This is a genomic window from Salinivibrio sp. MA440 (assembly GCF_001996265.1).
Lineage (GTDB): Bacteria > Pseudomonadota > Gammaproteobacteria > Enterobacterales > Vibrionaceae > Salinivibrio > Salinivibrio costicola.
The window spans coordinates 1-26,359 of the sequence record NZ_MUFI01000051.1; the positions used below are offsets into that span (position 1 = coordinate 1).

Here is a 26,359-nt window from a genome sequence, read left to right on the forward strand (position 1 = left end):
AATTTATTGTTATTTTTGACTGTTTCAGTGAGTAAATGCAAAAAATGGCCTTTAGTCATCGGTTTACCTAAATAACAGGTCGGACGTGCATTGCAACGTATTGCCGTCAACCTTACACATAGCATAGCCATCACACTTCGCGTAATGAGAAAAATTCTTTGTTGCATTTCGTAACATTATGCTTAGAATTCTTTCGTACAAACGATAATGGTTATCATAACCGTTCATATAAGGCGAAGGACAACACGACTATGGAATTGACACCGTTTAAGCGCAACCTGATTGCGCTCTCACTATTTGCGGCCCCATTTGGCGCTAATGCGGCGACCCAACAAGAGGTCGTGGCACATTATGCAGACATTGCTCACGCCGTTTTTGCTGATGCTCACACAACCGCGGTTGAACTCGACAGTGCACTGAACGCTTTTATTGCCGAACCTTCTGAAACAACCCTTCAGGCAGCCAAAAAGGCGTGGCTAGATGCACGTGTGCCTTACCAACAGTCAGAAGTTTTTCGCTTTGGCAATGCCATTGTCGATGACTGGGAAGGACAGCTCAATGCTTGGCCTTTGGACGAGGGGTTAATTGATTATGTCGCGGATGGCTATCAGGCAGAACTCGGTAATGCCGGAGCGACAGCTAACATTATTGCGAATCAACGCATTCAGATTGGCGCCACCGATCTTGATGTTACTGACATCACGCCAACACTGCTCGCAAGTTTAAATGAAGTGGGCGGCTCAGAAGCCAATGTGGCATCGGGCTACCATGCCATCGAGTTCCTGTTGTGGGGGCAAGATTTAAACGGCACCAACGCAGGAGCCGGTGAGCGCCCTTATACCGATTTCGCCTATGGTGAAGCGTGTACCCATGACCATTGTGATCGTCGTCGTGATTACTTGAAAGCGGCTGCTGATCTATTGGTTGATGATCTGGCGTGGATGCGTGATCAATGGGCCGAGGGTAACAAAGATAATTACCGTGCGAGTCTGCTTGCCGATTCAAGTGAGAATGGCCTACGCAAAATGCTATTTGGTATGGGATCACTGTCGTTAGGTGAACTGGCGGGGGAGCGAATGAAAGTCGCGCTAGAAGCCAACTCAACCGAAGATGAGCATGACTGTTTTTCTGACAATACGCACAATTCGCATTTTTATAACGAGCAGGGCATTTACAATGTCATGACGGGGACATATCAGCGCGTGAATGGTAATACCTTATCGGGACCGTCAGTCCTTGATTTGGTTAGAGATAAAAATGCCGATGCCGCAGAGGCAATTAAAGCCAGCTTTGATCAAGCGCAGCAGCAAGTTAAAACCTTGGTTGTTTCTGCGGAGGACAACAACGTGTATTTTGATCAGCTGATTGCTGCTGGTAATAGCGAAGGGAATCAACTGGTCAACGCATCTATCGCGGCGCTGGTGGATCAGACCAAGCATATTGAACAAGCGGCGCAAGTGATTGGTATTGATAACCTGAATCCAGACACCGCTGATCACCAATTCTAAACGACATATTATTCTAGTTAGCCCCGTGGTACGGGGCTTTTTGCCTTGTCAGGACACACTATGAAGCCCAATGTCATTGCTTACCTTAACGTGACATGTCTTACTTTTTTGGTGACCACCTCCGCACTTGCATTCGAGCGCACATCCGGTGGGGGAACAACCGTTATCAAGGAAGGACCGAACGCCTTTTCCCAACCTGCCGCTAACTTGCCGATGAGTGAGCGCATTGATTTCAGTGTCGGTAATAGCTTTTTTCGTAATCCTTGGGTCAGTTCACCGGCATCAACGGATGCCCGTGACGGCCTTGGCCCATTATTTAATACTAATGGCTGCCAAAATTGCCATATCAAAGATGGGCGAGGCCATCCTCCATCGCCAGGTGATATCAATGCCGTTTCCATGTTGGTTCGGCTGAGTGTGCCAGCGATGAGTGAAGCGGAAAAACAAAAGCTGATCCAATATGGCAATATTCCAGAGCCCAATTATGGCGGTCAACTTCAAGATTTTTCCTTACCAGGCGTCAAGCCAGAGGGCAAAATAGCAATCAGCTATCGCGAAGTACCGGTGACCTTTGAAGACGGTGAGACTGTGACATTACGCCAGCCAAACTTAGCTATTACAGACCTTAATTATGGTCCGATGGCAGAGAATGTGCAGCTGTCAGCGCGGATTGCACCACCGATGATAGGTCTTGGGCTACTCGAGTCGATCCCCGCTGAGGCGATCTATGCGTACGCCGATCCTGAGGATGCCAATGGCGACGGTATTTCCGGGCGCCCCAACCAAGTGTGGGATATCGACACACAGCGTACCGCACTGGGGCGGTTTGGGTGGAAAGCCGGATTACCCAACGTGAATCAACAAAATGCAGCCGCTTTTAATGGCGATATCGGGCTAACAACCTCGATGTTCCCTCATCATAACTGTATGCCGTCGCAGTCGGTGTGCGACGATATGCCCAATGGCGGCGATCCCGAAGTGAGTGATAATATTCTCGACTTTGTTGAATTTTATGCTCGCCATCTCGCGGTTCCCGCGCGTCGTAACATCCAAGACTCGCAAGTCCAACGAGGGCAAGAGATGTTTGTTAATGCTGGATGTAACGCTTGTCACGTTGAGTCGTTCACAACAGCAAAACGTCCTGATCTGGCGGCACTGAGTGAACAAGAAATTCACCCCTATACCGACTTACTGTTACACGATATGGGAGAAGGACTAGCGGATCACCGTGGTGAGTTTATTGCGAACGGCCGAGAATGGCGAACGGCACCACTTTGGGGTATTGGTTACACCAAAGAGGTTAATGCTGATGGTACCTACTTACATGACGGCCGCGCCCGAACGTTGATGGAAGCCGTTTTATGGCATGGTGGCGAAGCCGATGGCGCCAAACAGCGTGTACTGGCGATGCCAAAAGCGGACCGTGATGCGCTGATTGCATTTTTACGTTCATTATAAAAACACTTATTATAAAAACACCATGCTGGAGTCTTGTGGTATGCGTTTTCGATTTAATCCTATTGTGGCGCTTACGCTCAGCGCCACTGTGTTGCTCGGCGGATGTCTGTCTCAAGCTGAGACAGGGCCTAATCATGGCCTTTGGCAACTACAAAAACAAAGAAGCGAACAGTTTCTCTCTGCAACCAAGGCGCTCGCGCAGACCACGCAATCGGTTTGCTCGCAGGGCACGGATGTGGATAAGGCGCGTCAAGCATGGAAGAAGGTTATGACCGCTTGGATGCCTTTACAAGGCGTAGAAAAGGGCTCAGAGCAAGCCTTGGCACAAAGTTGGCGGATTCAGTTTTATCCTGACAAAAAGAATACCACCGGACGGAAAATGAATGCCTTGCTGGCCAGTGATACTACCTGGACCGCGGATGCATTAGCGGATCAAAGTGTGGCCGTGCAAGGTGTCGGCGCGATGGAATGGTTGTTGTATGATCACCAAGCGGATTTAACTCAGCCAAAACACTGCGAAGTAGCCATGGCCGTCAGTGGGCGTTTGCAGCAAAGTGCAACGGCATTAACCCTAGCGTGGCAGAAAAACCCGTGGTTAGGGATGCCATCTTCGATGGCCACGGCAGAAAAACTTGGCGCACTGACACATCAGCTCGATTATGTGCTTAAAAAGCTTGCCGGCCCTTTGGGCAAACCTGGTTTTCCTAACCCCTACCAAGGAGAAGCCTGGCGATCGCGGCACTCTCTAACACTATTAAGCGAGAGCATTCAAGCGATGCAAGTTCAATATCACGCTGAAGGTGGTATCGAGCAAGCGCTACGCGAGCGAGGCAACCATCAGGTGGCCGATCGTGTTAGCGAGCATTGGCAACTCGCCTATGACAGTGTGCCCAAAGACGGCGAGCCGCTGTTTGATAGGCTCAACAGCGTACCGGGTTATCGTGACATGCTCACCGTCTATAACAATCTGGAATATCTAAAACTCGTGTTGGGTGGTCAAGTCGCACAAGATTTAGGCATTGTTGTGGGGTTTAATGCAACCGATGGCGATTAGTCAGAAACGCCGCCGTTTACTCAAGGCGGTGCTAATGGGCGCGGCTTTACCCACCGTCGTAAATACATTGAGTGGTTGTCGTGGTAATACCGCAGCAGCGCGGTGTGAGTTACTGGGCTGTGCGCTGAGTCGTGATGGCTCTTTCGCGGTGGTTGGCGCTGATCCGTCTGGGCAACCCGTTTTCCGCCTACCATTGCCCGATCGGGGTCATGGTGTCGCTGCTCAGCGACGAGAGGTTGGAACGCTAGGTGTGGCATTTGCGCGCCGGCCTGGTGATTTTATGCAGGTGTTTGACTACCAACGTGGAGTGACGTTGTCACGAGTAAGGGCCGCCTCCGATCGTTATTTTTATGGACACGGTGCCATTTCTGATGATGGAAAATGGTTATATACCACCGAGGGTAAACGGCAAACCAGCGAAGGTGTGATCGGTGTTTACCAATTAACCGCGCAGGGGCAGGTAAAAAAAGTGCGTGAAATAAGCGGCTTTGGCATTGGTCCTCATGAGTTAGCGCTGGTGGATACTAACACGTTAGTCGTGGGTGTCGGTGGCATGCATACTGATGGACGCACAGTGTTAAACATTGACGCTATGTCACCGGCACTGGTCTATATCGATATCGACAGTGGCAAAGTGATCGAGCGCGCTGAGCTTGCAAATAAGAAGCTCAGTATTCGTCATTTAATGGTGTCAGATGAGGGTTATGTGGTGACAGGTCAGCAATACCATGGTGCTGATAACGCCCCCCTTGTCGCGATTCATCGCCGTGGTGAGCCGATGAAAATGCTTGATGCTTCACCAGAGCAGTGGTCGCGTTTTAATAACTATGTTGCCAGTATTGCTACCCTCAATGGTTGGATTGTCGCCACGTCGCCCCGTGGCAATTGTTATGGTATTTGGTCGTTAAATAGTGGCGAGTTACTTGGACTGCATCCGCTGATAGATGCTTCTGGCGCGAGTCGCGATGGTGATGTGATTAACCTCAGTGCGGGTAGCGGTAAAATGGTGACGCTAAATAATGCACACCATCCGGATTATAAAATGACGCCAGTCCGATGGGATAATCACTGGATAACCTTAGTGTAATGAATCCATGATAATGTTCTAAACGGCAGTCAATTTTGGCTGCCGTTTTTGTTTCAATACCTTGCGTTGTGATGAGGAAAAACAGACGTTAATTTTGCTTCTTTGCAGTAAAACTTTGCCATAATCATAACAGGGATGAGGAGGGGCGTATGATGAGAAGGCACGATGCCTGGTTGGCTAACCTTCTGATAGTGTTTTGCTTTTTGGTAAAGCCAGTGATGGCCAATAACGCCAGTGAAACGGGTGGAGTACGGTTACTGACTGAACCGCAGATCTCGGGGAAAAGAGTGCCTGATGATCAAACTGTATCGGCGGATGTTCATCGCCAGCGAGCCTACCAGTATGCGCGCGATTGGCTTGAATCGGCGGCACCGGATGCGACCGTATTGGCCTATCCCCAAGCGCTGACTCAAGACTACCTGGATAATGGATTTTCGTTGATTTGGACACAAGATGCGGCGCGAGATGAGTTAGAAACGCAAGTGAATGTGATTTCACTGGCTGGCTTTAGTCCTGAGTTTGAATGGCGAGCATGGCAATTGCGGCAACTTCGTCAGCAGCCCAGCGATGCGGCCTATGATATTTTTGCTACCGATACCGCCTATGCGCTGCTTCGCTATTTAAGTGTGATCCCCGATAAAGGAATGCAATGGTTTTTTGGCGCGTCTCATCGCACCCCCTTGCCAGCTCCCTCATCGCAAAGGCGTGCTGCTTTATTTAAGGCAGGACTTAACGGGTCACTGGCTCCGTTTTTGCAGCAGCGGCGTCCACAACACTCGCAATACGATGCATTAGTAAAACAAATTGTTCGCTTACAAGAGCAGGCGCAGTCGGTTTGGCCAACGATTCAGGCTGAGAACGTCATATACCCGGACCAAGCGATTGCGACAACGTTAGCGCTTAACTTGGTGGATAATCTGAGGCTACAGGGCTTTTGGGGCAGCTCTGAGCGCTTGGAAGCGATAAATGGCGATACTGTGCGCTACGGTGGTGACTTGCTTCGCGCAGTTGAACGCTTTCAGCAACAGCATGGTTTATCCATGGATGGCATTATCGGCCCAGCAACCGCGAAGTGGTTAAATTTGGACCCACAAGCACGGGTTCGGTTATTGGCACTTAATGCAGAACGGCTGCGGTTGTGGCCTAACGATAACCCCAATCGAATTGTGGTGAACATTCCCGATTATCGCATGCATGTATGGCATGACGATCAAAATGTATTCGAAAGTAAAGTGGTCGTTGGTCGACAATCAAGGCGTACGCCGCTGTTTACGTCGCAACTTGATTCGGTAGTGCTGAACCCCAGCTGGAATGTACCTCGTAGCATTGTGCAAAAAGATATCTTGCCCAAACTGGCGGATGACCAGCAGTATTTGTCTCGCAATCAGTATCGCATTTTGCCTAACTGGCAAAGCAACATCGCTATCGACCCGAGTACGATTAATTGGCAAACCGTGAACGACGACGGCTTCCCTTATCGATTGCAACAGGCACCGGGCCAAGGCAATGCATTAGGAAAGTACAAGTTTAACACCCCAAACAGAAACGCCATTTATTTACATGACACGCCGGCACAAAGCTTATTTAGTCGCTCGCGCCGCGCGTTTAGTTCTGGGTGTATTCGGGTGGAGCAGGCCGAGCAGTTGGCGGATTTGGTGCTGGATTTGTCCGGGAAACAGTTGGCTAACTACCAAGGGTATTTGGATAAAACACAAACTAAGTGGGTGTCGTTGCAAACGCGCCTTTCCGTACAAACCATTTACCAAACAGCATGGGTCACTGAAGACGGCAAGCTCGCGTTTCGCGATGATGTATATGCCTATGATAGTCATGCCGAACGACAAATCACCACTCAGGAGCCGAGCTACTTAACCCAGCAACGTGATATATCCTCATCACGGTCACAGTAGTCTCAATCACGATCACAAGAGTTGACAGTCATAGCCCCGCGCCATCAAGACAGAGAGCGCGGGGCTTTGTTTGTTCACCGCGACGCTTATTCACCGCGACGCTTATTCACTGCAAGGTACTCACAGCGAGGTTTAGTCACAAGTAGAGGTTGGGGGAGTGGTTAGATGTGGCGCAATATAGCGTTGGTAGCGCTTGGGTTTTAAACGCTTGAGGTCGACTAAAACCAGTCCATCAATGCAGTCGGCGAAATCAGGATCAACACCAAAGTCTAAGAATTGTACGCCGCCAGGCTCACATAGCTCACTGTACTGCTTATAAAGCGTTGGGATCCCGACGCCAAGGTGATCGAGTAACATTTTTAGCTTTTTCAGATCGCGCGCATAGTCGTTGCCACAAAAGTGGTCGAGCAACTCGCTTTGTTTACTTTCGGCGAGTTGATACGGTCGTTTCGATCGCGCACAGCGGTTGTCGCCACGAAAGTAGGTGCGATAAAAGAAGATCAGTAGCTCTTTAGCGGGTTGTGGTATCGCGTTGCTGATAGTGACAGGCCCGAATAAATAACGGTACTGTGGGCGATTAGCGAGTAGGGCGCCAATGCCTAACCATAAATAATCCAGGCTTCGTTTTCCCCAATATTTGGGCTGAACAAAACTACGGCCTAGCTCTAAGCCTTGGTCAAGAAAAGGCTGCATCCCTTGTTCATAATCGAACAAGCTTGCGCTATAGATCCCTCCAAGCCCTTGATGAGCGAGAGTGGCTTGGGTATCACATAAGCGGTATGCGCCGACGATATCGAGCTCAATCGGATCCCACAAGACCAAATGCCAATAGTATTGGTCGTATTTATCAAGATCACGCCGCTGTCCGGTGCCTTCCCCAACAGCGCGGAACGCGACCTCACGTAAACGACCTATTTCGCGCATCACCGGCGAATCGGCTTGATAATCAAGTAAATAAATGAGTTTACCATCGGGTGTCTGTCCGAGTTGCTCGCCGAGTGCAATTGCATGCTTGAGCGCCAGTCGTGGCTCCGGTGAGGCAATCGCAGTTTCGGTGGGAAATAAGCCTTGCTTACGCTTGGCGATCCGGTAGAGGTGTTTACGAAAGAGTTTAACCCGTGTTTTTACCGGAAGGTTCGCGCTGGCACTGTAACTGTGGTGTGGGATCATTTCGCCCACAGTGAAGGCGATGGTGTTGTTCTCTTGTCGAAACATCTCTTCAACCAGTAACAAAGTCGACAAAGGTTTATAGACCATTGACGCACCATAAAAACGGGCAGAATTTCGCCCGTCGACATGAATCGGCAAAATAGGGGCGTTTGATTTACTCGCCATACGTAAGAAGCCAGAGTGCCAAACACCGTCTCGAATTCCTGTTGGTGCGACGCGCGAAACCTCACCGGCTGGAAAGATAATCAAAGCGCCATCACGCTCTAGCCACTGTGTGATTTGTTGTAGATTTTGTTTAGGCGTTCGGCCTCCCATATTGTTGACTGGCAACAGACAACTGTGAAGTGGGCCGACTTGCATGAGTAATTCATTGGCAATAACTTTAACGTCTGGACGCACTGAGCGTACGAGTTTAAGCAGCGCCAAGCCATCCAGTGATCCGATTGGATGATTGGCGATAATCACCACCCGTCCAGATTCCGGGATCCGCTCTTTTTCTCTATCGCTGACCCGATAGCTAAAGTTAAAATAATCCAGCACCTGTTCAACAAACTCGAATCCTTGTAGATGCGGGTAGCGTTCAGCAAACGCTTGAAACTCCTGCTCATGAAGTAAACGCTTTAACGTTTTACTGACGGGGCGCATGAGCCAACCGCGCTGTTCTAACCGGGGGTAATGCGACGATAATACTTTATCAATATCTAACATAAGCAGCCCTGCATACAATAAAGCGCACCTGAAAGGTATCCAGGTATCCTTATCTCAGCCTAGAGCGTGAAGGTGACATCTCCTTGGCAGCACAGTTGCAAACTGATGACAGCATGGCATAGTGAGGCCCGTATTTACGTCGTTATCGGCGGCTACCGCACTTATACAAAAGGAAGGCTAACTGTATGGCGTTGCATTATGAGATTGTGCCGGTCACGGCATTTCAACAAAACTGCTCGATTATTTGGTGCGATCAAACTCAAGACGCAGCGATCGTCGACCCAGGTGGTGACGTGGCTAAAATTCGCCAAGTGATTCATTCACTCAATGTCACCGTGACGAAAATCCTTCTTACTCACGGCCATTTAGATCACGTGGGTGGCACAGTAGAATTGGCTAACGCGCTTGATGTTCCGGTGATTGGTCCGCACAAAGAAGATGCATTTTGGTTACAAGCCTTACCGGCGCAGGCACAAATGTTTGGTTTTGCCCACGCCGAGCCGTTCGAGCCGGATCAGTGGTTAGTGCAAGGTGATACGGTCACCGTCGGCAAGCATACTTTGTCGGTCTTATTTACCCCCGGGCATACGCCAGGACATATTGTCTTTGTGGATGAAGAAAGCCGTACCGCATGGGTAGGCGATGTGTTATTTAACGGTGGTATTGGCCGTACCGACTTTCCAAAAGGCGATCACGCGACCTTGATTGACGCCATCAAGAACACGCTGCTTCCGGTGGGAGATGATGTGACTTTTATTCCCGGCCACGGACCCACCTCAACGCTGGGCCATGAGCGTAAAACCAATCCCTTTCTTACCGGTGCTTTCTAACCCTTTTCACTAAACTGGCTTGTACTCAGAGTACGGGCCAGCTTGTTTGTTTAGAGCCTGTTTGTTTAGAGCTTGTTTGTTTAGAGCTTGTTTGTTTTGTTTAGAAGAGCCTATTTGTCCCAAGACCATTATTGCGTACTGGCAGCAGCCAGATAGCGTCTTGTCACCCCGATAAAGTCTTCTAGGGGGCGATCGAGTAAGTCTTCGCTGATAAAAATGTCATAACCTAACAATTCGCGCATATATCGCATACGATTGGCCAACATCGCCATCAGACCTTTATAAAGCACACCATTGGCACCACGATATGGGGTGTCATCAAACATCATATCTTCCAATGGCTTACTGGGTTTGCTTCCCGCACGACGGTAAGCTGTAATCAGTAATGCCCGTTGAGTCATGATGATATGAGTCACCATTCTCAAGCTAATACCATCTAATAATGCATCATAGTGTTTGATTTTAATCCCCATCCAAGGCAGTGGCTCGCCAAGGCCTTGCGGATAGATTTGAGGGATCCCTATCGTGTCAATATGGCGCCATTTGAGTGCCCAACCGCCACGAAAGCTGTGATGCTGTATATGCATAAATGAGAGCGAAAACGACAGTTGTACGCGCTGCAGAAGTTTATGTATGGCATATAAAATTGCGCCGATAGCGATCAGGCCGATAATGCCTTGCCCAAGTGACAAGGAGGGTTGGATTAAAAAAAAGCATACCAATGCAAATGCGATAACCATTGCGATTAGCATGCTCCATCGCGCCGCTTCAAATTGGGGCGGGTAGATTTTTATTGTCTTGAGTGCATCCATAATCTTCCATTCCACGCCATAGATAAAGCGGCGAGTACAAGCGTTTAGCCACGATTTACCTTGTAAGTGTACGATGAAAGTGTCTGATTAGTTTGCCTAAAAAACACCGAATAGATAAACATTTGTCGCTGAATGTCACGAACTTTGCACCGACTAAGGGACGCTTACCTACAAAAGTGAGCTGAAATTTGGTATAACACGCGCTTTGTTTTTCACCCGCTGCTTTCAGCGAGCCTGAACGTAGTGCGTCGGAGTAGGATGATTGAATGAAAATTTCTCACAAACGTAAAGTACAAGGTAAACTCAACAAACGTGTTAAGGCATCGTCGCCAGCGCGTCAACGTCCCGTAAAAGCGAAACCCGCGGTAGCGGCTAAACCGGCGGTAGACTCTGCAGCAAAAGCGCCCGTTGTGGATACCGTTTCGTCATTCACCCCTAAGCAGCAGCAAGTATTAGACATCGTTAAAGCCAATCCTGAAGGGATCAACCCGAAAGGCATTGGTCTGGCTGCAGGACAAGAAGACAGTAAAGCCGCTTCTTGGGCGACAGGTGCGTTGAAAAAATTGACCGAAGAGGGCGCAGTCGAGCGTGTTCAAATGGCCGCCAACAAGGTGATTTACAAAGCATCTTGATCAGTGTTTGCTCATCCGCTTAAGTCGTATGATTTGTCTTTGTACTTAAGCGGGTGTTCGATAACACCCCTCTCAGTTACTTCATTTTGCACATGCTAAGAAAATCGGTTTCTTTTCAACTATTTGTTTTCTTTGTGTTAAAAAAGCTTTTCGAAATAATCGTGTTACGTGTATAAAGCATGATCGAGTGCAAAATACTGTATAATCTTCCAGACATCTGTTTAAAACTGCTTATAGTGGGTGTATCCGCTTAGGTTTTAGTCTGGAGGTAAGCCATGGATGCGCTGTCAACCCAGCTGAAAACACCCACAGAGGTTGTTTTCGATTACACACATTTTTTGTGTGAAAGTCAGCAGCCCAATTGGACTTTTTTCGATATTTTTCGAAGCTTGTTGCCCATGTTTAATACTGTGCTTGAGTATCAAGCGGGTGGCGATCAATCACCACTAACCGCTCAAGAGCGCCTACAACAAGACGCCGCGCGTGTGATGTCAGTGCGTCATACCGATACATCTAATTTGGTTCAACTGGCCGGTTTGGCTCGTGCGCAAGGAATTAAAGAACTCACTGTATTGATGCCTTATGCTTTAGAGTATCGGCAAATGGAGTCGATAAGCCACCAAACAGGCGCACAGCTTGAATACAGTAATGAAAACCGCGAGTGGGTTAGATTTACTTTCATCTCTGACGCGGATACTTGCCTGCACTGAGGCGCGTACTAATGACGTTGTGCCAATGTTGGATCGACGCGTGCAATCCACTGCTGATTGTGTTCGTAACAGGTTAAACGTGTCAATGTGGGTGTAAACGCAATGATCGCACATGACGTATCTGCGGCCATTGCGGCGTCAATCAGTGCTTCATCGTCAAACCCATGCCGACGATAAATCATCCTGACCTGATTGGTATTAATTCCCCAATGACTAAGCTGCTCGGCGTTCAATGAGCGGGGTGGATTAATGATCGTGATCCACTTTTGCTGTCGTGCTTTGAATGCTAACGCCTGTAACATCGACAGCCAATGGGCATTGATGGGTGTCTGTGCGTTCAACGCAGAAGAATAATAGCTTCCGTCACGCATCTGTACTGACGTTTGCGTCGTTGCTTGATTTGACTCATTAGACATCGCGTACATAAAGCACCTGTATATATGATCATTACTGTATGTATAAACAGTACTTGTTTGTGGACTGCCTCGCAAGTTACTCGTTGACTAATTTGTGATCAAGATCGTGAACAATTTCCACCCGTTTTTAAGCAATTGCTAATGAGATTGATTTAATAACTTGCTAAACTGGCCGCTTTTCATCTTCTCGGAGAAACCATGGAGCAAGAATTTTGGCATCAGCGTTGGGCTGAAAATCAAATAGGGTTTCATCGGGACAGTGTGCACCCAATGCTTATGCGTTACTGGTCAACACTTTGTCCAATGCCCGATGAGACAGTACTGGTGCCTTTGTGTGGCAAATCCATCGATTTAAACTGGCTTGCGGAAAAACACGAACATGTGATTGGTGTAGAACTGAGTGATATCGCGGTACGGGCCTTTTTTTCAGAAAACCTGTATACCCCGCAAGTTCACCGTGCGCCGTCGGGTCATACACATTATTGTTTCGATGAGTTGGAGTTGATCAGTGGTGACTTTTTTACTGCACGTTTGAGCCCGACTTCGCTGATCTACGATCGTGCCGCTTTGGTGGCGATGCCACCGTCGATGCGGGATCAGTATGTGCATCGTGTGCGTGATCTTTTAGCGCCGGGAGGCCGCCTATTACTGATCACCTTGTTTTATCCGCAGGCCGATGATAATCCGCCGTTTTCCATCGATACGTCAATAGTGGAAGAGGCGTTTTCAGGGCTCGATATTAGGTTGTTAGAGACGCAAACCGAGCCAGAGGGTGACCGAGGTGAGCAAGTCTGGTTGATAAAAGCCAACGCTTAGTGCTCGGTTTGGTAGAGCCATGCTCGGATAGCGCCGTTTTGCGCTAGACGGTTTTGACTCGAGGTTGATTAGACTGTCGTGATTCCCAGTGGGTAATAAAGAAAACGGCTGCGATAATAATTCCTGCGCCGAGCCATAGCCGGCCAGGTGGAACCCAGCTGAATACCAGCCAACCAAAGAGGACGTTCAGCGGCAGTTTAGCGTGATCAAACGGCTGAACAAACGAGGCATCTGACGCGGCATAGGCTTTGGCTATTGCCCACTGTGCGAGTGCGGTGAGCATTCCAGCACCGAACAGCATCCACCATGCCATTGCAGATGACGGCAGTGTCCAGTCAGGCACGGCCAAGAGTAGATTAAATGGGGTGATCAACAAAAGGAGGTAAACGACCATCGTGGTCGGTGGATCGTAGGCCGATAACCGTTTCACCATTAATGAATAGGTCGCCCAAAAGAAAGCGGCGCCTATCGGCAGTAACGTTGCCCATGTAAAACCATTTGACCAAGGTTCTAGGATAATCATCGCGCCACAAAAACCCGCAAGTGTGGCCAAGCTACGTGCAATACCAACCCGTTCACGAAGAAATAGCCCCGATCCTATGGTTGCAAACAGCGGTGATGTCATTAGTAGGGCTATGCCTTGCCAAATGGGAACCGGATAAGCGAGCGCCCATAGCCAAAGTTGGATCCCAATAACAGAAATAAACACCCGCAAACAATGTTGCCCAAGGTGCTGGGTTTTTAAAGATTGACGAATCCCCAGTTGCTTTAACCAGGGGATCATGGCCACTAAGGCAATGGCATATTGAATAAAAGCAACGGTCGTCGAAGGCAAGCCCAACTTGAAGCTAACATATTGAGAAAGGCTGTTGACTAATGCGAAGCATAAGCCTGCAGTGAGCATCCAGGCCGCGCCTTGGAGGGGATGATGAACTTGTTTCATTACCGTGACAATCCGAAAAAAGACGTACGGATAGTAGCGCAAATTAGGCCTCAGAGCGATCAGAAATCCCCGCTGAGGCCAAGCGTATCATGTGGTTAAGTTGAAAGGGTCGAATAGACGAAAGGAATATCAGGATCCATCGCGTCCAATGTGGCTTGGGTATCGGTCAGATGGCTCACCGTACTGTTTGTCATCTCGGCCAGCGCCACCGACCGAATGTCGTCCCAGTGATAGCCGGCCATATTGGTCGCAATGAGCGCCACTTGAAGCGGGGGTAAACTCGGGTTAAACGCTGCATTTTCGGCATACATCCCAGAGAAAACCGCCCCATCAGATGTTTCAACGGCCACGCCGCTGTAGTTACCCGAATACGGTGCATGACTTCGGTTCGCCGCATCGGCGGCAGCTTTGAGTAGTGGAATATCAATATCGTCTGTGGGTAACGGGTGTGGCGCGTCAGTTAATAAACGTGATTCAACCCCTAAATCGGCAGGACCAAAGGAATCAGGTAAATACGCATGTAACGGTTTGGGATCCGTTTTTGGTAGCTGAATGGTGAGTGACTCTGCACCGTTTAGCTCATTCATAAACTGACGGCAATGACCACATGGGCTGTAGTTGATCGTGATATCGGTTAAGCGAGTTGCCCCTTTGGTCCACGCATGGGCAATCGCGCATTGCTCGGCGTGAATGGTTTGGCCTAGTTGCACCCCTGTGAACTCAATATTGGCTCCCAAGTATAGGGTGCCATCTTCGCCACGAACGATGGCGCCAACGTTAAACGTTGATATCGGAGTCACCGCATAAGCCGCCGCTATTGGCAATAGAGTAAGACGCAATGCGGCGCCAGATAGGCCACTTTCGGCTTCCATTTGCGCCACTTGCTCTGGTGAAAATGTCGCACCAAAGTGTGTGTCAGTTATCCAATCAGAGACAACGCGTTGTAATGCGTCGGGCAATTGTGTCAGTGCATCGGTTAGTGCAGTTCGCATAGCATCACTTCTTAGTCATTAACGGAGGCTCAGTGTAGGGAAGCACTCCTGATAATTATGTGATAAAAGTCACGCATAATATGCAAAACTGATTTCGTTGCTGAAAGTTAGAGTGACATCAATGTTTTTTCGCCTTCTAATTTTGCCAACGCTAACGCTGCAAAAGCCAATGTTGCCAGCGCGAAGGTCACCGGATCCACGATCATTAGAGATAAGACAAAGTCAGATAAAACATCAACGATCTGAGCTCACAACGCGAATAGTGTGAGTGTGAGCTCGAAAGTACTCGGATTTCGCGTCGACGAACAGCTACTGCGTTAATAACGCAGTAATGCCAATAATGAGGCTCGCGGTCGCAATCAACACAATAAGCGGTTTTATAATGCTAAAAGGGGGATCCCCTAATGCCGATGATTGCGTTGCCGGAGGTGGGGTGAGATCAGGTTGATTTTCCGCCGGTGTGGTTGGCCGTTGCGCAAAGGTTTGTTGGGGTAAAGCAACACGAAAACCAAACTCGCCAACCACGTCAAAGGGCAAGCACTTTTTACCGTTGCGGTAAGACTTAGCCATGAGCGAAGTGACCACACTTTGGTGTTGTGCAAAAGAACTGTCGGGTAATGCGACTTGTTTAAACAAGGTGCGACTTGACAACACCTCGCCTGCGTAATAACAAAGCATTTCGAGCATTCGTGATTCTTCATACGACAAAACCGTGATTGCCTGATCCGTCCAATACAGTGTGCGGCTCTCTGGCTCAAAATCTACTTCAGGAAAACGGTAACAGCGTGTATTTACTTTTGTTGTCATCATCAAGCCCACTCCAAACGACAGCTTTTATAAAAGTGTGGACTCAAATCACAGAACTGCAACTCGTTAGCATGTCTTTTTTGGGTCTAGTTATGCAGGCATAATGTTGAATTTTCTGATTTTATAAGGAATAACAATAGATTAAAAAAAGCACAACCGCTATGGCGTCATAACGGTTGTTGAACCTATCGAAATACACGACATCGTCTATCGAGGCTAACCGACTAATGATTCGACGTAATGGTAGACCGCTTTCAAGATACGGACCTTGTGCTCATCCGCCTGATGATGATCCGCCAGTTGCTGTAGGTTGTCCATGTACGTGGGAAGGTGTGTTTCAAAATAATCGCGGCGGTGCATAAACCATTGTTTTTGTTCATCGTCAGTAAGTGTCCACGGATAGTTGCGGGCACGATAACGAAACAACAGAGGTTTGATGCGCCAATCGTCGACACTCAAGTCAATCCCGGCAAGGTTTTCTGGATCTTGCGCGCGGATAATGTCCATCGCGCTGCGATCACTTTTTGAAAAAAAGCCAGCATACAGTGCGTTATCAACATCTTGATTGTCAAAGGGCTTGGATTGCGCGAAGACAGCCACCAGCTTCTCTCGGATTTCGGGCGCCGCCTTTAGTACTTTAAGATGTTGAAGACATGCTTCTCTATCCACACCAAGACGCGCGGCATCGTCAGGACGAAGTACTTTGGCATCGGCTAAGACCGGGCATTTATTGATATGGATAAGCTTCAATGGTGCCGGCAATTGGTCGTCACTCAATGCTTGCCGAGGAGTATATAAACGCTCACGGAGGGCATCGGCATCAAGCGCGAATAAAGGTGAGGGATCGCGGGCAAGATCAACAGTGATCACGGCATTGGGGTTGTCAGGATGCCATGCCACTGGCACAACCCAACTGGTGTTGCCTCGCTCGGTGCCAAACATACCTGAGACATGTACCAGTGGTGTCATGTTGACCACGTCAATCAGGTGCTTAATTTTATTCTTATGGCGGTGAGTGAGAAGGTAATCAAACAACCGGGGTTGCGCGGCTTTCACTTTTTTCGCTAACTCAATGGTCGCGTGCACATCCGCCATGGCGTCATGCGCATCACTGTGTTCAATGCCATTGGCGACGGATAAGTTTTCTAACTTAAAACTGGGCTTACCGTTTTCGTCATGTGGCCATTCAACCCCTTCAGGCCGCAACGCATAACAGGCGCGCATCACATCGAGTAAATCCCAGCGCGAGTTTCCGTTTTGCCAGCTCCACCCATATGGGTCAAAAAAGTTACGATATAAGGTATACCGTGTCACTTCGTCATCAAATCGAACATTGTTATAGCCAATTACACAGGTGTTCGGTTGAGACAGAGCCGCATGGATTTGGGCAATAAACTCCGGTTCGGGCAGCCCTTTTTTCAGTGCGAGTTGCGGGGTAATGCCTGTGACCAAACAAGCTTCTGGGGCCGGCAAGTAATCATTGGGGGGCTGACAAAATAGCACCAGAGGCTCGCCAATAATATTAAAATCACTGTCGGTGCGAACGCCAGCAAATTGGCAAGGCCTGTCTTTACCCGGATGGGTACCGAACGTCTCAAAGTCGTAAATAAAAAAGGTTGGCTGGTCCGCGTCTGTCACAATCGAATCCAATTTGATCAAACAAAAGAAAGCAGAGTCAATACCCTGCGATAAGTGCTCATGGTAACACTGGCAAGACGTATCACCAATCCTGTCGGTGGTAAGATCAAATGCGTCAAAGCCTGCAACTAAGCAGGCTCTGATCGATCATCTACAAACAAAGGCGCATTAAGAGGCAAGGCGCTTCAGTGTTTGCTTCGCCTCGTCGATGGCTTTTGTCGCGCTTTCTTCGCCCATAGCGAGGCCTTCTGCATAGACAAACTCGACATCTGTGATCCCAATAAAGCCAAGCACCGTTTGCATATATCCGGTGACATGATCCGTGTCTCCTCCTTTATGCATCCCCCCTCGTGTGGTGACCACAATGGCGCGCTTACCGGTTAGCAGGCCTTCAGGCCCGTTTTCGGTATAGCGGAACGTTACCCCTGCACGGGCAACCAGATCAATCCATGCTTTTAACTGCACGGGGATGGTAAAGTTATACATAGGTGCCGCGATCACTAGAGTATCGCTTTGTTGTATTTCTTCAATCAGTTGGTCCGATGCTTGTTGCACCTGTTGTTGCGGCTCAGTGAGCTCGTCTGCGCCACGCAAACCACCGACGTTATTTCCTGTTAGCGTAGGCAAAGGAGTCGCCGCCAGGTCACGCTCAATCAGCGTCTCTGGAGACAGGGAATCCACTACACTGTCAATGACTGCGTTTGAGCTAGAGTAGGGGCCGAGAATGCTTGATTTTAAGACCAGCGCTTTCATATATTTCTCCTTAAAATGGGTTGGCGTGATTCAGCACACGTTAGAGTGTAGAGAAACGACACGGTAAAACCAGCGTATAAATTCGTTAAACTTGTTCAAAATTTTTGTTGGGCCCGGTTATTTCTCACGGTAGCGTTGCGCTGAGTGAATAGGGGCGTATGATGTCGCCCGATAGTCGTCCAGAATGTAAAAATAATGTTATAATGCTCGTTGTGTTGATAAAAAACGAAGATCAAGAACGGCAAAGCGCCCGATCAAATCACAAGTCGGTCACTTGTGGGACACAACGGGATTTGAGGAAATGTGCGTGAAAAACTTATTTATGTTAGACGTGGACGGTACGCTGGTAGACAGCTGCCAAATGGACCACGAGTGTTTCAGCCAGGCGATTGATGAAGTCACAGGTTTAGCGGTTCCAGATAATTGGGGAAGCTACACCAATGTGACCGATGCGGGGATCATCGAAGAGTTAATCGACACCCATGGACTCAACCATGACAAGATCAGGCTGTTTAGAGAGATCAAACAGGTGTTTAGGCAAAAATTGGCGGTTAGGATTGCAGAGAAAGGCTTAGCGCCAATTCCCGGCGCGGTGGAATTTGTAGAACACATGCGCCATGTGCCCTCGGTTGAATTAGCTATTGCCACCGGCGGGTGGGAAGAAACCGCACGGATGAAGTTAAAAGCGGCAGGTTTTAATATCGACGGCATTGTATTTTCATCTTGCTCCGATGCCATGAGCCGGAGTGAAGTCATGGCGTTGGCGGCATTTCGAGCCAAACAAGATTACGGTGTGTATTTTGATCGTCGAATATATTTCGGTGATGGTGTATGGGATAAGCAAGCCACGCAATCACTGAACTATGAATTCGTCGCGGTGGGTGACAAGGTAGAGCACGAGGTGCGGGTGAATCACTTTATCAATCCTCAAGCAATTCTTGGTAAGTTAGGGATTGAGGAAGCTGAGCGTCAATACGCTTAATCTCCCTCGCCCCACATATGCACAACAAGCCGGTTCAGTCTATGAACCGGCTTTTTTGTACAAAGTAACTGGCACGCGATCATGTTGATTGTGAACAGGGTTGCGCTATCTCGCTGGCCTGGTCACTGTCTTGTGACGAAAAATACGCTTGGGTCTCTTCAATCACGACTTTACGCAGCAGTAACAAACCGATGAGGTTGGGGACCGCCATTAAGCCATTAACAATATCGGCAAGAATCCAGATCGTATTCAGTTGAATAAAGGCACCGGATGCAATCAAGCCGATAAAGAATAGTTTATAGATATAAATCGCTTTTTTGCCAAACAAGTACGCGACGCAGCGCTCGCCATAGTAGTGCCAGCCTAAAATCGTCGTGAAGGCGAAAAAGAGTAGGCCGATATTCACTAACATAGGGCCAACGCTGCTCTCCATGCCCACGGCAAAGGCATGCGATGTCATTGCTGCTCCCGCTAATTCGCCTGACCATGATTGCGTTAAAATTAACGTTAACCCTGTCATGGTACAAATCACTAAGGTATCGATAAAGGTGCCTGTCATTGATACCAACCCTTGCTCAACGCACGAGTCGGTTTTAGCGGCCGCCGCGGCAATGGGGGCACTCCCTAAGCCAGACTCGTTAGAGAACACACCACGGGCAATCCCTGATTGAATGGCGAGCATCATACCGGCCCCAGCAAAGCCGCCGGTGGCTGCCATGCCGTTAAACGCGGACTCAAACACCAGGCCAACCGCATGGGGTAATTGGGATATATTGGCGCCGAGTACCCACAAGCAGGCAGCGACGTATAATACGGCCATCACAGGAACGATTTTGGCGGCGACGGCCGAAATAGATTTCACGCCTCCGATAGTCACTAACGCCACTAGCACCGTAAGGATAGCGGCGACGGCAACGGTGGGAATATTAAACAAATGGGTCGCGGCGCTACTAATGGCGTTCACCTGTGGGAAAGTGCCAATACCAAAACAAGCCACGCCGATGCCGAATAAGGCAAATAATTTGGCTAATATCGGCTTGCCGGCGCCTTTGGATAGGTACATCATCGGCCCGCCAAGCATATTACCTTTATGATCGGTTTCGCGGTATTTCACCGCCAGTAAACACTCAGCGTATTTGGTCGCCATCCCTAAAAAAGCGGCTAACCACATCCAAAATAGTGCGCCTGGGCCCCCTAACGAAATTGCTGTGGCAACCCCGATAATATTACCGGTACCAATGGTGGCAGATAATGCGGTACATAGCGCGGCAAAACCAGAGACATCGCCTTGGCTGCTTGCATCAGAAGGTTTAAATATTTGCTTGAGCGCAAAGGGCAAACGGCGGAATTGGAGCAAGCCCAAGCGAACGGTAAAAAAGAGCCCGGTACCGGTTAATAACAATAAAAGCGGTGGGCCCCAAATCCAGTCGTCAATGGTGGCAAGAAGCGCGGGTATATCGGGTAGTTGTGAAAAAAATGGCATTAATCCCCCTTTAAACATCAAAGGAGAAGATAGACCACACTAATATTAACAAAAGTGCTACATATTGGGGTGGGTATCTCCTCTGTCCTTTTGCCTGAGAGTTTCACTTGAAAACAAGCTTGCTCCTTCGGCGCCCGAATTAACGGGTCTCTCCAGAGTTTCCTCCAACAGCAGTCCATACAATTAAGTGCCTGAAAGATTTACTTCTTCGGCGGATGGCATTTGCCATCTCTCTCCTGCTGTCTTCATTGGAACGTCGTTATGACGGAAAGTATGATAGATCACAGAAATATGAATGCAATGCAAAATTAAGTGAACAGGGCATTGTTCTTCTGAAAAGGTAAAAATTATCGCTTTATAGAAGGTTCTACTGGCTAACGGTGCCGCGTGATATGTGTCAGTTGCCTAAATGTTTCTTGCACTGATTCACGCCAATTTTTAAACGAGGTGGCTCAATGTTATAAGACATTGGCCGATATTATTATTACCATTAATCGGTAACCACTGACTCAACGAGCCCTAGCATGACCACTTGGAACGAACTTTTAGGCGTGAATGCCGGCGAAACGGCCGCGCAGGTTAAACAACGCTATAAGCGACTTTCTAGCCGTGTGCATCCGGATAAAGGTGGCAGCACTGGGTTGATGCAGCTGGTCAGTGAAGCATACCAGGCCGTTAAATCAGGGAAGGGCGACGATAGCGCTTTAGGGCAAACGCAAAACGAGGGAAGTCAGGCGGCGTTACGCAGCCAGGTTGCACGCCTGCAAAAAGAGTTAGCGGTGTTGCAGCAAGAAAACCGCACCCTCAAATCTCGTCAGGCCGGCCAACAAATTCCGGCACACCTCACGGCTAAAATTGCCAAACTTGAGTTTGATAACCGCCAGTGGCGAGAGCAGTACCAAAAACTTGAGCGTCAGCACCAATCATTAGACGGACAACATGCGCGCCTGACACGTGAGCACGACAAAGAAAAAAAAGAGGCCACACAACGCAACCGTGAGCTTAAAGATGCGTTAACGCGCGTGGAACAGCTAGAAACGGAGCTGACGCATAAAGCCACTCCAGTCACTTTAAAACCGGCTAAACCTGGGCTGGCTTGGCGTTGGGTATTGGCCTCGTGGTGCGCCATTGCGCTGGTAATGGTGCCTTTTGGGCAATGGCAACGGTGGATTGCTCCACTTATCGGTGACAGCCAGCCTGATACCGCGCAACGTGTGCGTATCATTAATCCCAAGCCACCAGCCTCTGAGCCGATTGATACTGTTGCCGCCACTCAGTCGCCCGCAGCACCGCCACCGAGTTTACCGGCCGCGCCGATGATTGAACTCAACCCGACGGCAGAAAAATGGCATATCAATCAATATACTGATATCGCTCAGCCGTATCTCGCGCTGCGTAGTCAACAAGGCTCATACATAGTGGCAAATTGCGTAGGCGATTTTTACATCTATTTGAACCGCAGTTATCAACCGTTGCGCGTGCCACCTAATCTCGATTACGTCGCGCAGCGGCAGCATTTTCATGTGTATGCGATTCCTTATGGCCAAGGGGCATCTATCGATAGTTGGCAATTGGCACGTAAGGTACAAATATTCGACGATACCTTTGTGAGTGCTGATCTGACCCCGAAGTTAAGGGCGTTTGAACAATCGTGCCGACAAACACCGGATCTTACTGCGGTGAACCGTGAGTAGGCAGCGGTACCGCGAGTGTTCACGGTTAAAGATGGCAACCGTCAGATAGAAGGAATTTCAACTCAGTATCGCCTGAATGTATTACACTGATCAGTAAGCAATAACACTTATTTGAGGCCAGTCACTATGCTCGATCAAGCGATGTTCGCGCACCAATTTGAGCCACCGCGGCAAGACAGTGCAAGCGGCGTATTTCGGCGCCACAAGATAGCGGTGTCGCATTCGGTATCGCTCGAAGCGTGTGTGTCCGGGATAGGCATTCCGGCTTGGTCGGAAACGCGCACAGCCGCAAGCCAAGATGCGGGCGTGGTGAAAACGATGATGGCGCAGGGTGCCAGTGTGATCGGCCAGGTGCAAATAGATCCGCTCGGCTTTAGTATCACCGGATTCAATCCTTTTTATGCCGAACTTCGCAACCCCCACTATCGTCAATACCGTGTGGGTGGTGCCAATGCCGGTATCGCAGTCGCAGTGGCGAAAAAACTGGCGGATCTGGGTTTAGGCAATGATGCGTTCGGGGGCGTGCGGATCCCCGCCGCGCATTGCGGCCTCTATGGCTATCGGCCCACGCCTGGTTTGGTCGATACTACCGGGATAATCGCCATGGCTGATACCTTTGATAATATTGGCGTGTGCAGTGCGAGTCTCGGACATTTAAGCCAGTTTCAAGAGCTGGTGGCAAAGCCCTCAACCGCGGTCACCAATATTCAAGGCGTGGTCATTGCTGAGCCAATTTTTGCCTTGTTTTACTCGGATGAGGCAATGAAGCAGGTCTACCAACACCTCGAACAGCTTCACCTTCCCCAAGAAACCACCTTAGCGATGAATAAATTGGTGCTTACTCGGGTAGAGAAAACCCAAGTTGCGATTGCCAGTCAAGAATTTTTACTGATGTATCAAGCTTGGCTAGACAGCGCCGAACTCGACTTACCTACCTCAACCCAAGGCTACCTTGAACGGCTGCGGGAAGTGGATTACAAAGCCCATTATCAGGCCAAGAAAACGCGCAAGCAGCTACGCGATACCATTACCGCCATGTGGCCGAGTGATAAGGTATTGATTATTCCCTCAACACCAGGCGCGATTTTGCCCCGTGATGCAGACCAACCCGCCAGTGATACCTTTAATCTCGCCCAGCGCCGTCTTATGGCGTTAGCCGATGTGTGTGGATTACCACAACTAACAATGCCTTTATTCACTCACGATAACGTGCCCTATGGGATAACGTTACTTGCTCATCCCTATAAAGATAAGTTGTTGATGGAAGTTGCGCGTCGATGGTTAAACTAAAGGATGGATTGCTTCCTTATCCTCAGCTTCGTCAAGAAATTTCTATAAAAAACCTTTTTGCCTCGGTAAATGCATGATTTATATGTTTTAAATAAGTTTTATGTTGTGCATTTACTATCAACAGAAACTGTGGATAACTGGTTGGATTAGTCGGTGTTTAACTTTTTAACTACCTGATATTTAAGAGGTTAACTTAGTGCTTTATGAGGTTTGGCACGCAAGCCTCGTGTTATAAGAAAGTGACAAATTGGCTGTCACCTTCCCGTAACGTTTCGGAGACGCCCAATTAACGCATCCACGTTATTCACAAAACACGATCTATCGCTAAACCTATCACTTTTTGGCGGATTTTATTTTGTATTGCGTCTTGCAATGGCTACGTAAGACGTGCTCTGACCGTAGGGCCTGATGCTTGGTTTTACGCCCGCGCGTCCGCTCACGCCATACCTTAAAGCTGCGTGGTTTTAACTCGCGCCGCATCAAAGCGATGACGTCATCCTGACGCAAGCCATACAGCGTCTCAATCGCCTCAAACGGGGTTCTATCTTCCCACGCCATTTCAATGATCCGGTCAATGTCTCCCGGTTGCTCGTTCAATGCCATATCGGTCTCCTTGCTCTAGTGGCAAACAGTACGCGTCGAGCATGAAAGACCGATCAGCGTGAGCCCTCAGACTGAGCAATGCTTTTACCCTTGTTTTTGGGATATTTAGAAATAAATAGCGAATACAGTCAGTTACGACTGGGCGTTTTAAATAAGGGTAAAAAACGATTTTTATCCTAACGGCCTGTTGTCACAGGCTATTATTTCGTTATTCTATAGTTCACTGCCGCACAGGCAGCTTAGAAAAGAACCACCTAATCCGCCACACAAGCGCGATTGTTCACTGCCGCACAGGCAGCTTAGAAATCGACGGCACCGACGCAGCCAACGCCGTCCGCGTTCACTGCCGCACAGGCAGCTTAGAAAATTCAGCGTGGTCGCCATTACGGCCTACCCATGTTCACTGCCGCACAGGCAGCTTAGAAAAACGCGACGCAGCGAATTACGGTGCAGCGCATGTTCACTGCCGCACAGGCAGCTTAGAAAATGTCATCCAGCGTGGCGTTCAAGCCTGTCATGTTCACTGCCGCACAGGCAGCTTAGAAATTAACCAGCATCCGTTACCGCTGTTGCTAGCAGTTCACTGCCGCACAGGCAGCTTAGAAAAGCTTTTGGGGCTGCGGTGGTCTTGTTCTGTTGTTCACTGCCGCACAGGCAGATTAGAAAAGATTAATCTCCAACAATCCGACAATTATCAAGTTCACTGCCGCACAGGCAGCTTAGAAATTAATGAGATTGCCCGTCCCCTCACCTACGTCGTTCACTGCCGCACAGGCAGCTTAGAAAATTTTGCTTGAAACGAAATTGCGGCCATCTGTGTTCACTGCCGCACAGGCAGCTTAGAAATGCTTAAATGGTTGAAATCGGTACTGGGTGAGGTTCACTGCCGCACAGGCAGCTTAGAAAGCGTAGTGCCACTCGATACGCAGTACAAGTAAGTTCACTGCCGCACAGGCAGCTTAGAAATGACGAACCAAAAATCGGGCTTACTAGCCCAAGTTCACTGCCGCACAGGCAGCTTAGAAAATCCCGATTCATCCGTAAGCGCAACAGGCTTAGTTCACTGCCGCACAGGCAGCTTAGAAATCGCTGCATTGTTCGACGGCAGTGCCGAGTACGTTCACTGCCGCACAGGCAGCTTAGAAATGTATTCGCGAACATTGAGATTAAAGCACTTGGTTCACTGCCGCACAGGCAGCTTAGAAATGTTGCAAAGTTGGGACGTCAATCCTTCTATTGTTCACTGCCGCACAGGCAGCTTAGAAAATAGCCCAGCGCGAACGCGCTCAACACTGTGTGTTCACTGCCGCACAGGCAGCTTAGAAAAGATTAACGACCTGGCCGTCTGTCACGATCAGGGGTTAATCGTTGGCTCCGATGTCGGAGGCGCGCAGTCCGCTTGGGTAATACATGACAGACATCGTACTGGCGCTTGTCCGACCTACACACCATTTTAATATCGGCGGTGCCATTGGCTTACATTGGTTATCGGAACAGCCACTTTTGGCCCGATGATACCATTGGCGTAGGTGACACAAGCCCCGGCACGGTGTTGGATATGTGAAAATTGCCAACGGGCGCCTGTCACAATCAGGGGTTAATCGTTGGCCTCGATGTCGGAGGCGCGCAGTCCGCTTGGGTAATACATGACAGACATCGCACTGGCGCTTGTCCGACCTACACACGATTTTAATATCGGCGGTGCCATTGGCGTACATTGGTTATCGGAACAGCCACTTTTGGCCCGATGATACTATTGGCGTAGGTGACACAAGCCCCAGCACGGTGTTGATATGTGCAAATTGCCAACGGGCGCCTGTCACGATCAGTGCCAATTTGACGACGAGGGTGCATAGCGTAAGTCATACCAAGCTTGAATGAGAATCTTTATGTGTGCTGCTGTACACCAACGTTGTTCGGTTGAATCAATATGAGTTAAAAAGTTGGGAGTCACTGACAAAAGCGTTATATTCATTATTCATATTTGTGAATAAATTCGATAGTTATGGCGACAACAAGTTTAAGCTTGGGGAGCATTGGGAAGTGTTTATTAAAAACGAGGT

At 48.9% G+C, this 26,359-nt stretch carries 22 protein-coding genes, 1 CRISPR repeat array and 2 riboswitches; of the genes, 12 read left to right on the forward strand and 10 right to left on the reverse strand.

What is annotated here, in order from left to right; all coding sequences use genetic code 11:
• Positions 1 to 251 precede the first annotated feature (251 nt).
• The 5 genes from BZG80_RS13610 (at position 252) to BZG80_RS13630 (ending at position 7,017) form a co-directional block, all read left to right on the forward strand.
• On the forward strand, positions 252 to 1,508 hold the full coding sequence (locus tag BZG80_RS13610; RefSeq protein WP_021023621.1) for an imelysin family protein: 1,257 nt from the start codon (positions 252 to 254) through the stop codon (positions 1,506 to 1,508).
• A gap of 60 nt (positions 1,509 to 1,568) precedes the next feature.
• Positions 1,569 to 2,966 carry a di-heme oxidoreductase family protein gene (locus tag BZG80_RS13615; RefSeq protein ID WP_077577188.1) on the forward strand — a complete coding sequence of 466 codons (1,398 nt, stop codon included), beginning with the start codon at positions 1,569 to 1,571 and terminating at the stop codon, positions 2,964 to 2,966.
• Positions 2,967 to 3,006: 40 nt separating this feature from the next.
• Entirely contained in the window at positions 3,007 to 4,020 is a 1,014-nt protein-coding gene (locus tag BZG80_RS13620; RefSeq protein ID WP_158011558.1) for an imelysin family protein, read from the forward strand.
• A complete protein-coding gene (locus BZG80_RS13625) occupies positions 4,010 to 5,107 on the forward strand; it encodes a DUF1513 domain-containing protein (protein WP_077679605.1) in 1,098 nt (365 codons plus the stop codon). The genes BZG80_RS13620 and BZG80_RS13625 overlap by 11 nt, the downstream gene beginning before the upstream one ends.
• 149 nt (positions 5,108 to 5,256) lie before the next feature.
• Positions 5,257 to 7,017, forward strand: coding sequence for a L,D-transpeptidase family protein (locus tag BZG80_RS13630; protein WP_077676930.1), 1,761 nt, complete (start codon positions 5,257 to 5,259; stop codon positions 7,015 to 7,017).
• Positions 7,018 to 7,149: 132 nt separating this feature from the next.
• On the opposite strand, the gene BZG80_RS13635 is transcribed toward BZG80_RS13630, so the two are convergent.
• Positions 7,150 to 8,895, reverse strand: a complete 1,746-nt coding sequence (locus tag BZG80_RS13635) for a GNAT family N-acyltransferase (RefSeq protein WP_077676929.1) — start codon at positions 8,893 to 8,895, stop codon at positions 7,150 to 7,152.
• Between the two features lie 185 nt (positions 8,896 to 9,080).
• On the opposite strand from BZG80_RS13635, the gene BZG80_RS13640 reads away from it, so the two are divergent.
• Positions 9,081 to 9,725 carry an MBL fold metallo-hydrolase gene (locus BZG80_RS13640; protein ID WP_077679606.1) on the forward strand — a complete coding sequence of 215 codons (645 nt, stop codon included), beginning with the start codon at positions 9,081 to 9,083 and terminating at the stop codon, positions 9,723 to 9,725.
• A gap of 128 nt (positions 9,726 to 9,853) precedes the next feature.
• Here the strand turns inward: BZG80_RS13640 and BZG80_RS13645 are convergent, their stop codons facing one another.
• Positions 9,854 to 10,537, reverse strand: a complete 684-nt coding sequence (locus BZG80_RS13645) for a DUF2982 domain-containing protein (RefSeq protein WP_077679607.1) — start codon at positions 10,535 to 10,537, stop codon at positions 9,854 to 9,856.
• 266 nt (positions 10,538 to 10,803) lie between these two features.
• Between BZG80_RS13645 and BZG80_RS13650 the strand changes: the two genes are divergently transcribed.
• Positions 10,804 to 11,169 carry a hypothetical protein gene (locus tag BZG80_RS13650; RefSeq protein ID WP_021023613.1) on the forward strand — a complete coding sequence of 122 codons (366 nt, stop codon included), beginning with the start codon at positions 10,804 to 10,806 and terminating at the stop codon, positions 11,167 to 11,169.
• Positions 11,170 to 11,444: 275 nt separating this feature from the next.
• Complete coding sequence (locus BZG80_RS13655; RefSeq protein ID WP_077676928.1) at positions 11,445 to 11,879, forward strand: hypothetical protein; 435 nt, start codon at positions 11,445 to 11,447, stop codon at positions 11,877 to 11,879.
• An 8-nt stretch (positions 11,880 to 11,887) separates the two neighbouring features.
• Here BZG80_RS13655 and BZG80_RS13660 read toward each other — a convergent pair whose 3' ends face one another.
• On the reverse strand, positions 11,888 to 12,295 hold the full coding sequence (locus BZG80_RS13660; protein ID WP_131825315.1) for a hypothetical protein: 408 nt from the start codon (positions 12,293 to 12,295) through the stop codon (positions 11,888 to 11,890).
• A gap of 198 nt (positions 12,296 to 12,493) precedes the next feature.
• Between BZG80_RS13660 and BZG80_RS13665 the strand changes: the two genes are divergently transcribed.
• Entirely contained in the window at positions 12,494 to 13,111 is a 618-nt protein-coding gene (locus BZG80_RS13665; protein WP_077660811.1) for a thiopurine S-methyltransferase, read from the forward strand.
• 43 nt (positions 13,112 to 13,154) lie between these two features.
• Here the strand turns inward: BZG80_RS13665 and BZG80_RS13670 are convergent, their stop codons facing one another.
• The 5 genes from BZG80_RS13670 to BZG80_RS13690 form a co-directional block, all read right to left on the reverse strand.
• On the reverse strand, positions 13,155 to 14,054 hold the full coding sequence (locus BZG80_RS13670) for a DMT family transporter (protein WP_174566346.1): 900 nt from the start codon (positions 14,052 to 14,054) through the stop codon (positions 13,155 to 13,157).
• Between the two features lie 95 nt (positions 14,055 to 14,149).
• Complete coding sequence (gene cdd, locus BZG80_RS13675) at positions 14,150 to 15,046, reverse strand: cytidine deaminase (protein WP_077676927.1); 897 nt, start codon at positions 15,044 to 15,046, stop codon at positions 14,150 to 14,152.
• 309 nt (positions 15,047 to 15,355) lie between these two features.
• Positions 15,356 to 15,856: a hypothetical protein gene (locus tag BZG80_RS13680; protein WP_077679608.1), complete on the reverse strand. Its 501-nt coding sequence runs from the start codon at positions 15,854 to 15,856 to the stop codon at positions 15,356 to 15,358.
• A gap of 213 nt (positions 15,857 to 16,069) precedes the next feature.
• Positions 16,070 to 17,491: an exodeoxyribonuclease I gene (gene sbcB, locus BZG80_RS13685; RefSeq protein ID WP_077679609.1), complete on the reverse strand. Its 1,422-nt coding sequence runs from the start codon at positions 17,489 to 17,491 to the stop codon at positions 16,070 to 16,072.
• A gap of 168 nt (positions 17,492 to 17,659) precedes the next feature.
• Positions 17,660 to 18,244 carry an FMN-dependent NADH-azoreductase gene (locus BZG80_RS13690; protein ID WP_077660813.1) on the reverse strand — a complete coding sequence of 195 codons (585 nt, stop codon included), beginning with the start codon at positions 18,242 to 18,244 and terminating at the stop codon, positions 17,660 to 17,662.
• A gap of 307 nt (positions 18,245 to 18,551) precedes the next feature.
• Here BZG80_RS13690 and BZG80_RS13695 point away from each other — a divergent pair, with 307 nt between their 5' ends.
• Positions 18,552 to 19,226 (forward strand): HAD family hydrolase, encoded by a 675-nt coding sequence (locus BZG80_RS13695; RefSeq protein ID WP_021024213.1) that lies wholly within the window; start codon positions 18,552 to 18,554, stop codon positions 19,224 to 19,226.
• 79 nt (positions 19,227 to 19,305) lie between these two features.
• Here BZG80_RS13695 and BZG80_RS13700 read toward each other — a convergent pair whose 3' ends face one another.
• A complete protein-coding gene (locus BZG80_RS13700) occupies positions 19,306 to 20,709 on the reverse strand; it encodes an alanine/glycine:cation symporter family protein (RefSeq protein ID WP_077679610.1) in 1,404 nt (467 codons plus the stop codon).
• Positions 20,710 to 20,789: 80 nt separating this feature from the next.
• Positions 20,790 to 20,867, reverse strand: a riboswitch (glycine riboswitch).
• A 3-nt stretch (positions 20,868 to 20,870) separates the two neighbouring features.
• Positions 20,871 to 20,958, reverse strand: a riboswitch (glycine riboswitch).
• 275 nt (positions 20,959 to 21,233) lie between these two features.
• Between BZG80_RS13700 and BZG80_RS13705 the strand changes: the two genes are divergently transcribed.
• Positions 21,234 to 22,403, forward strand: a complete 1,170-nt coding sequence (locus tag BZG80_RS13705; RefSeq protein WP_077679611.1) for a J domain-containing protein — start codon at positions 21,234 to 21,236, stop codon at positions 22,401 to 22,403.
• Positions 22,404 to 22,529: 126 nt separating this feature from the next.
• On the forward strand, positions 22,530 to 23,693 hold the full coding sequence (locus BZG80_RS13710; RefSeq protein WP_077679612.1) for an amidase family protein: 1,164 nt from the start codon (positions 22,530 to 22,532) through the stop codon (positions 23,691 to 23,693).
• A 333-nt stretch (positions 23,694 to 24,026) separates the two neighbouring features.
• Here the strand turns inward: BZG80_RS13710 and BZG80_RS13715 are convergent, their stop codons facing one another.
• Positions 24,027 to 24,296, reverse strand: a complete 270-nt coding sequence (locus BZG80_RS13715; RefSeq protein WP_021023599.1) for a TIGR03643 family protein — start codon at positions 24,294 to 24,296, stop codon at positions 24,027 to 24,029.
• Positions 24,297 to 24,514: 218 nt separating this feature from the next.
• Positions 24,515 to 25,622: direct repeats of the CRISPR family, unit length 28 nt; unit sequence GTTCACTGCCGCACAGGCAGCTTAGAAA.
• The last annotated feature ends 737 nt before the right edge of the window (positions 25,623 to 26,359 follow it).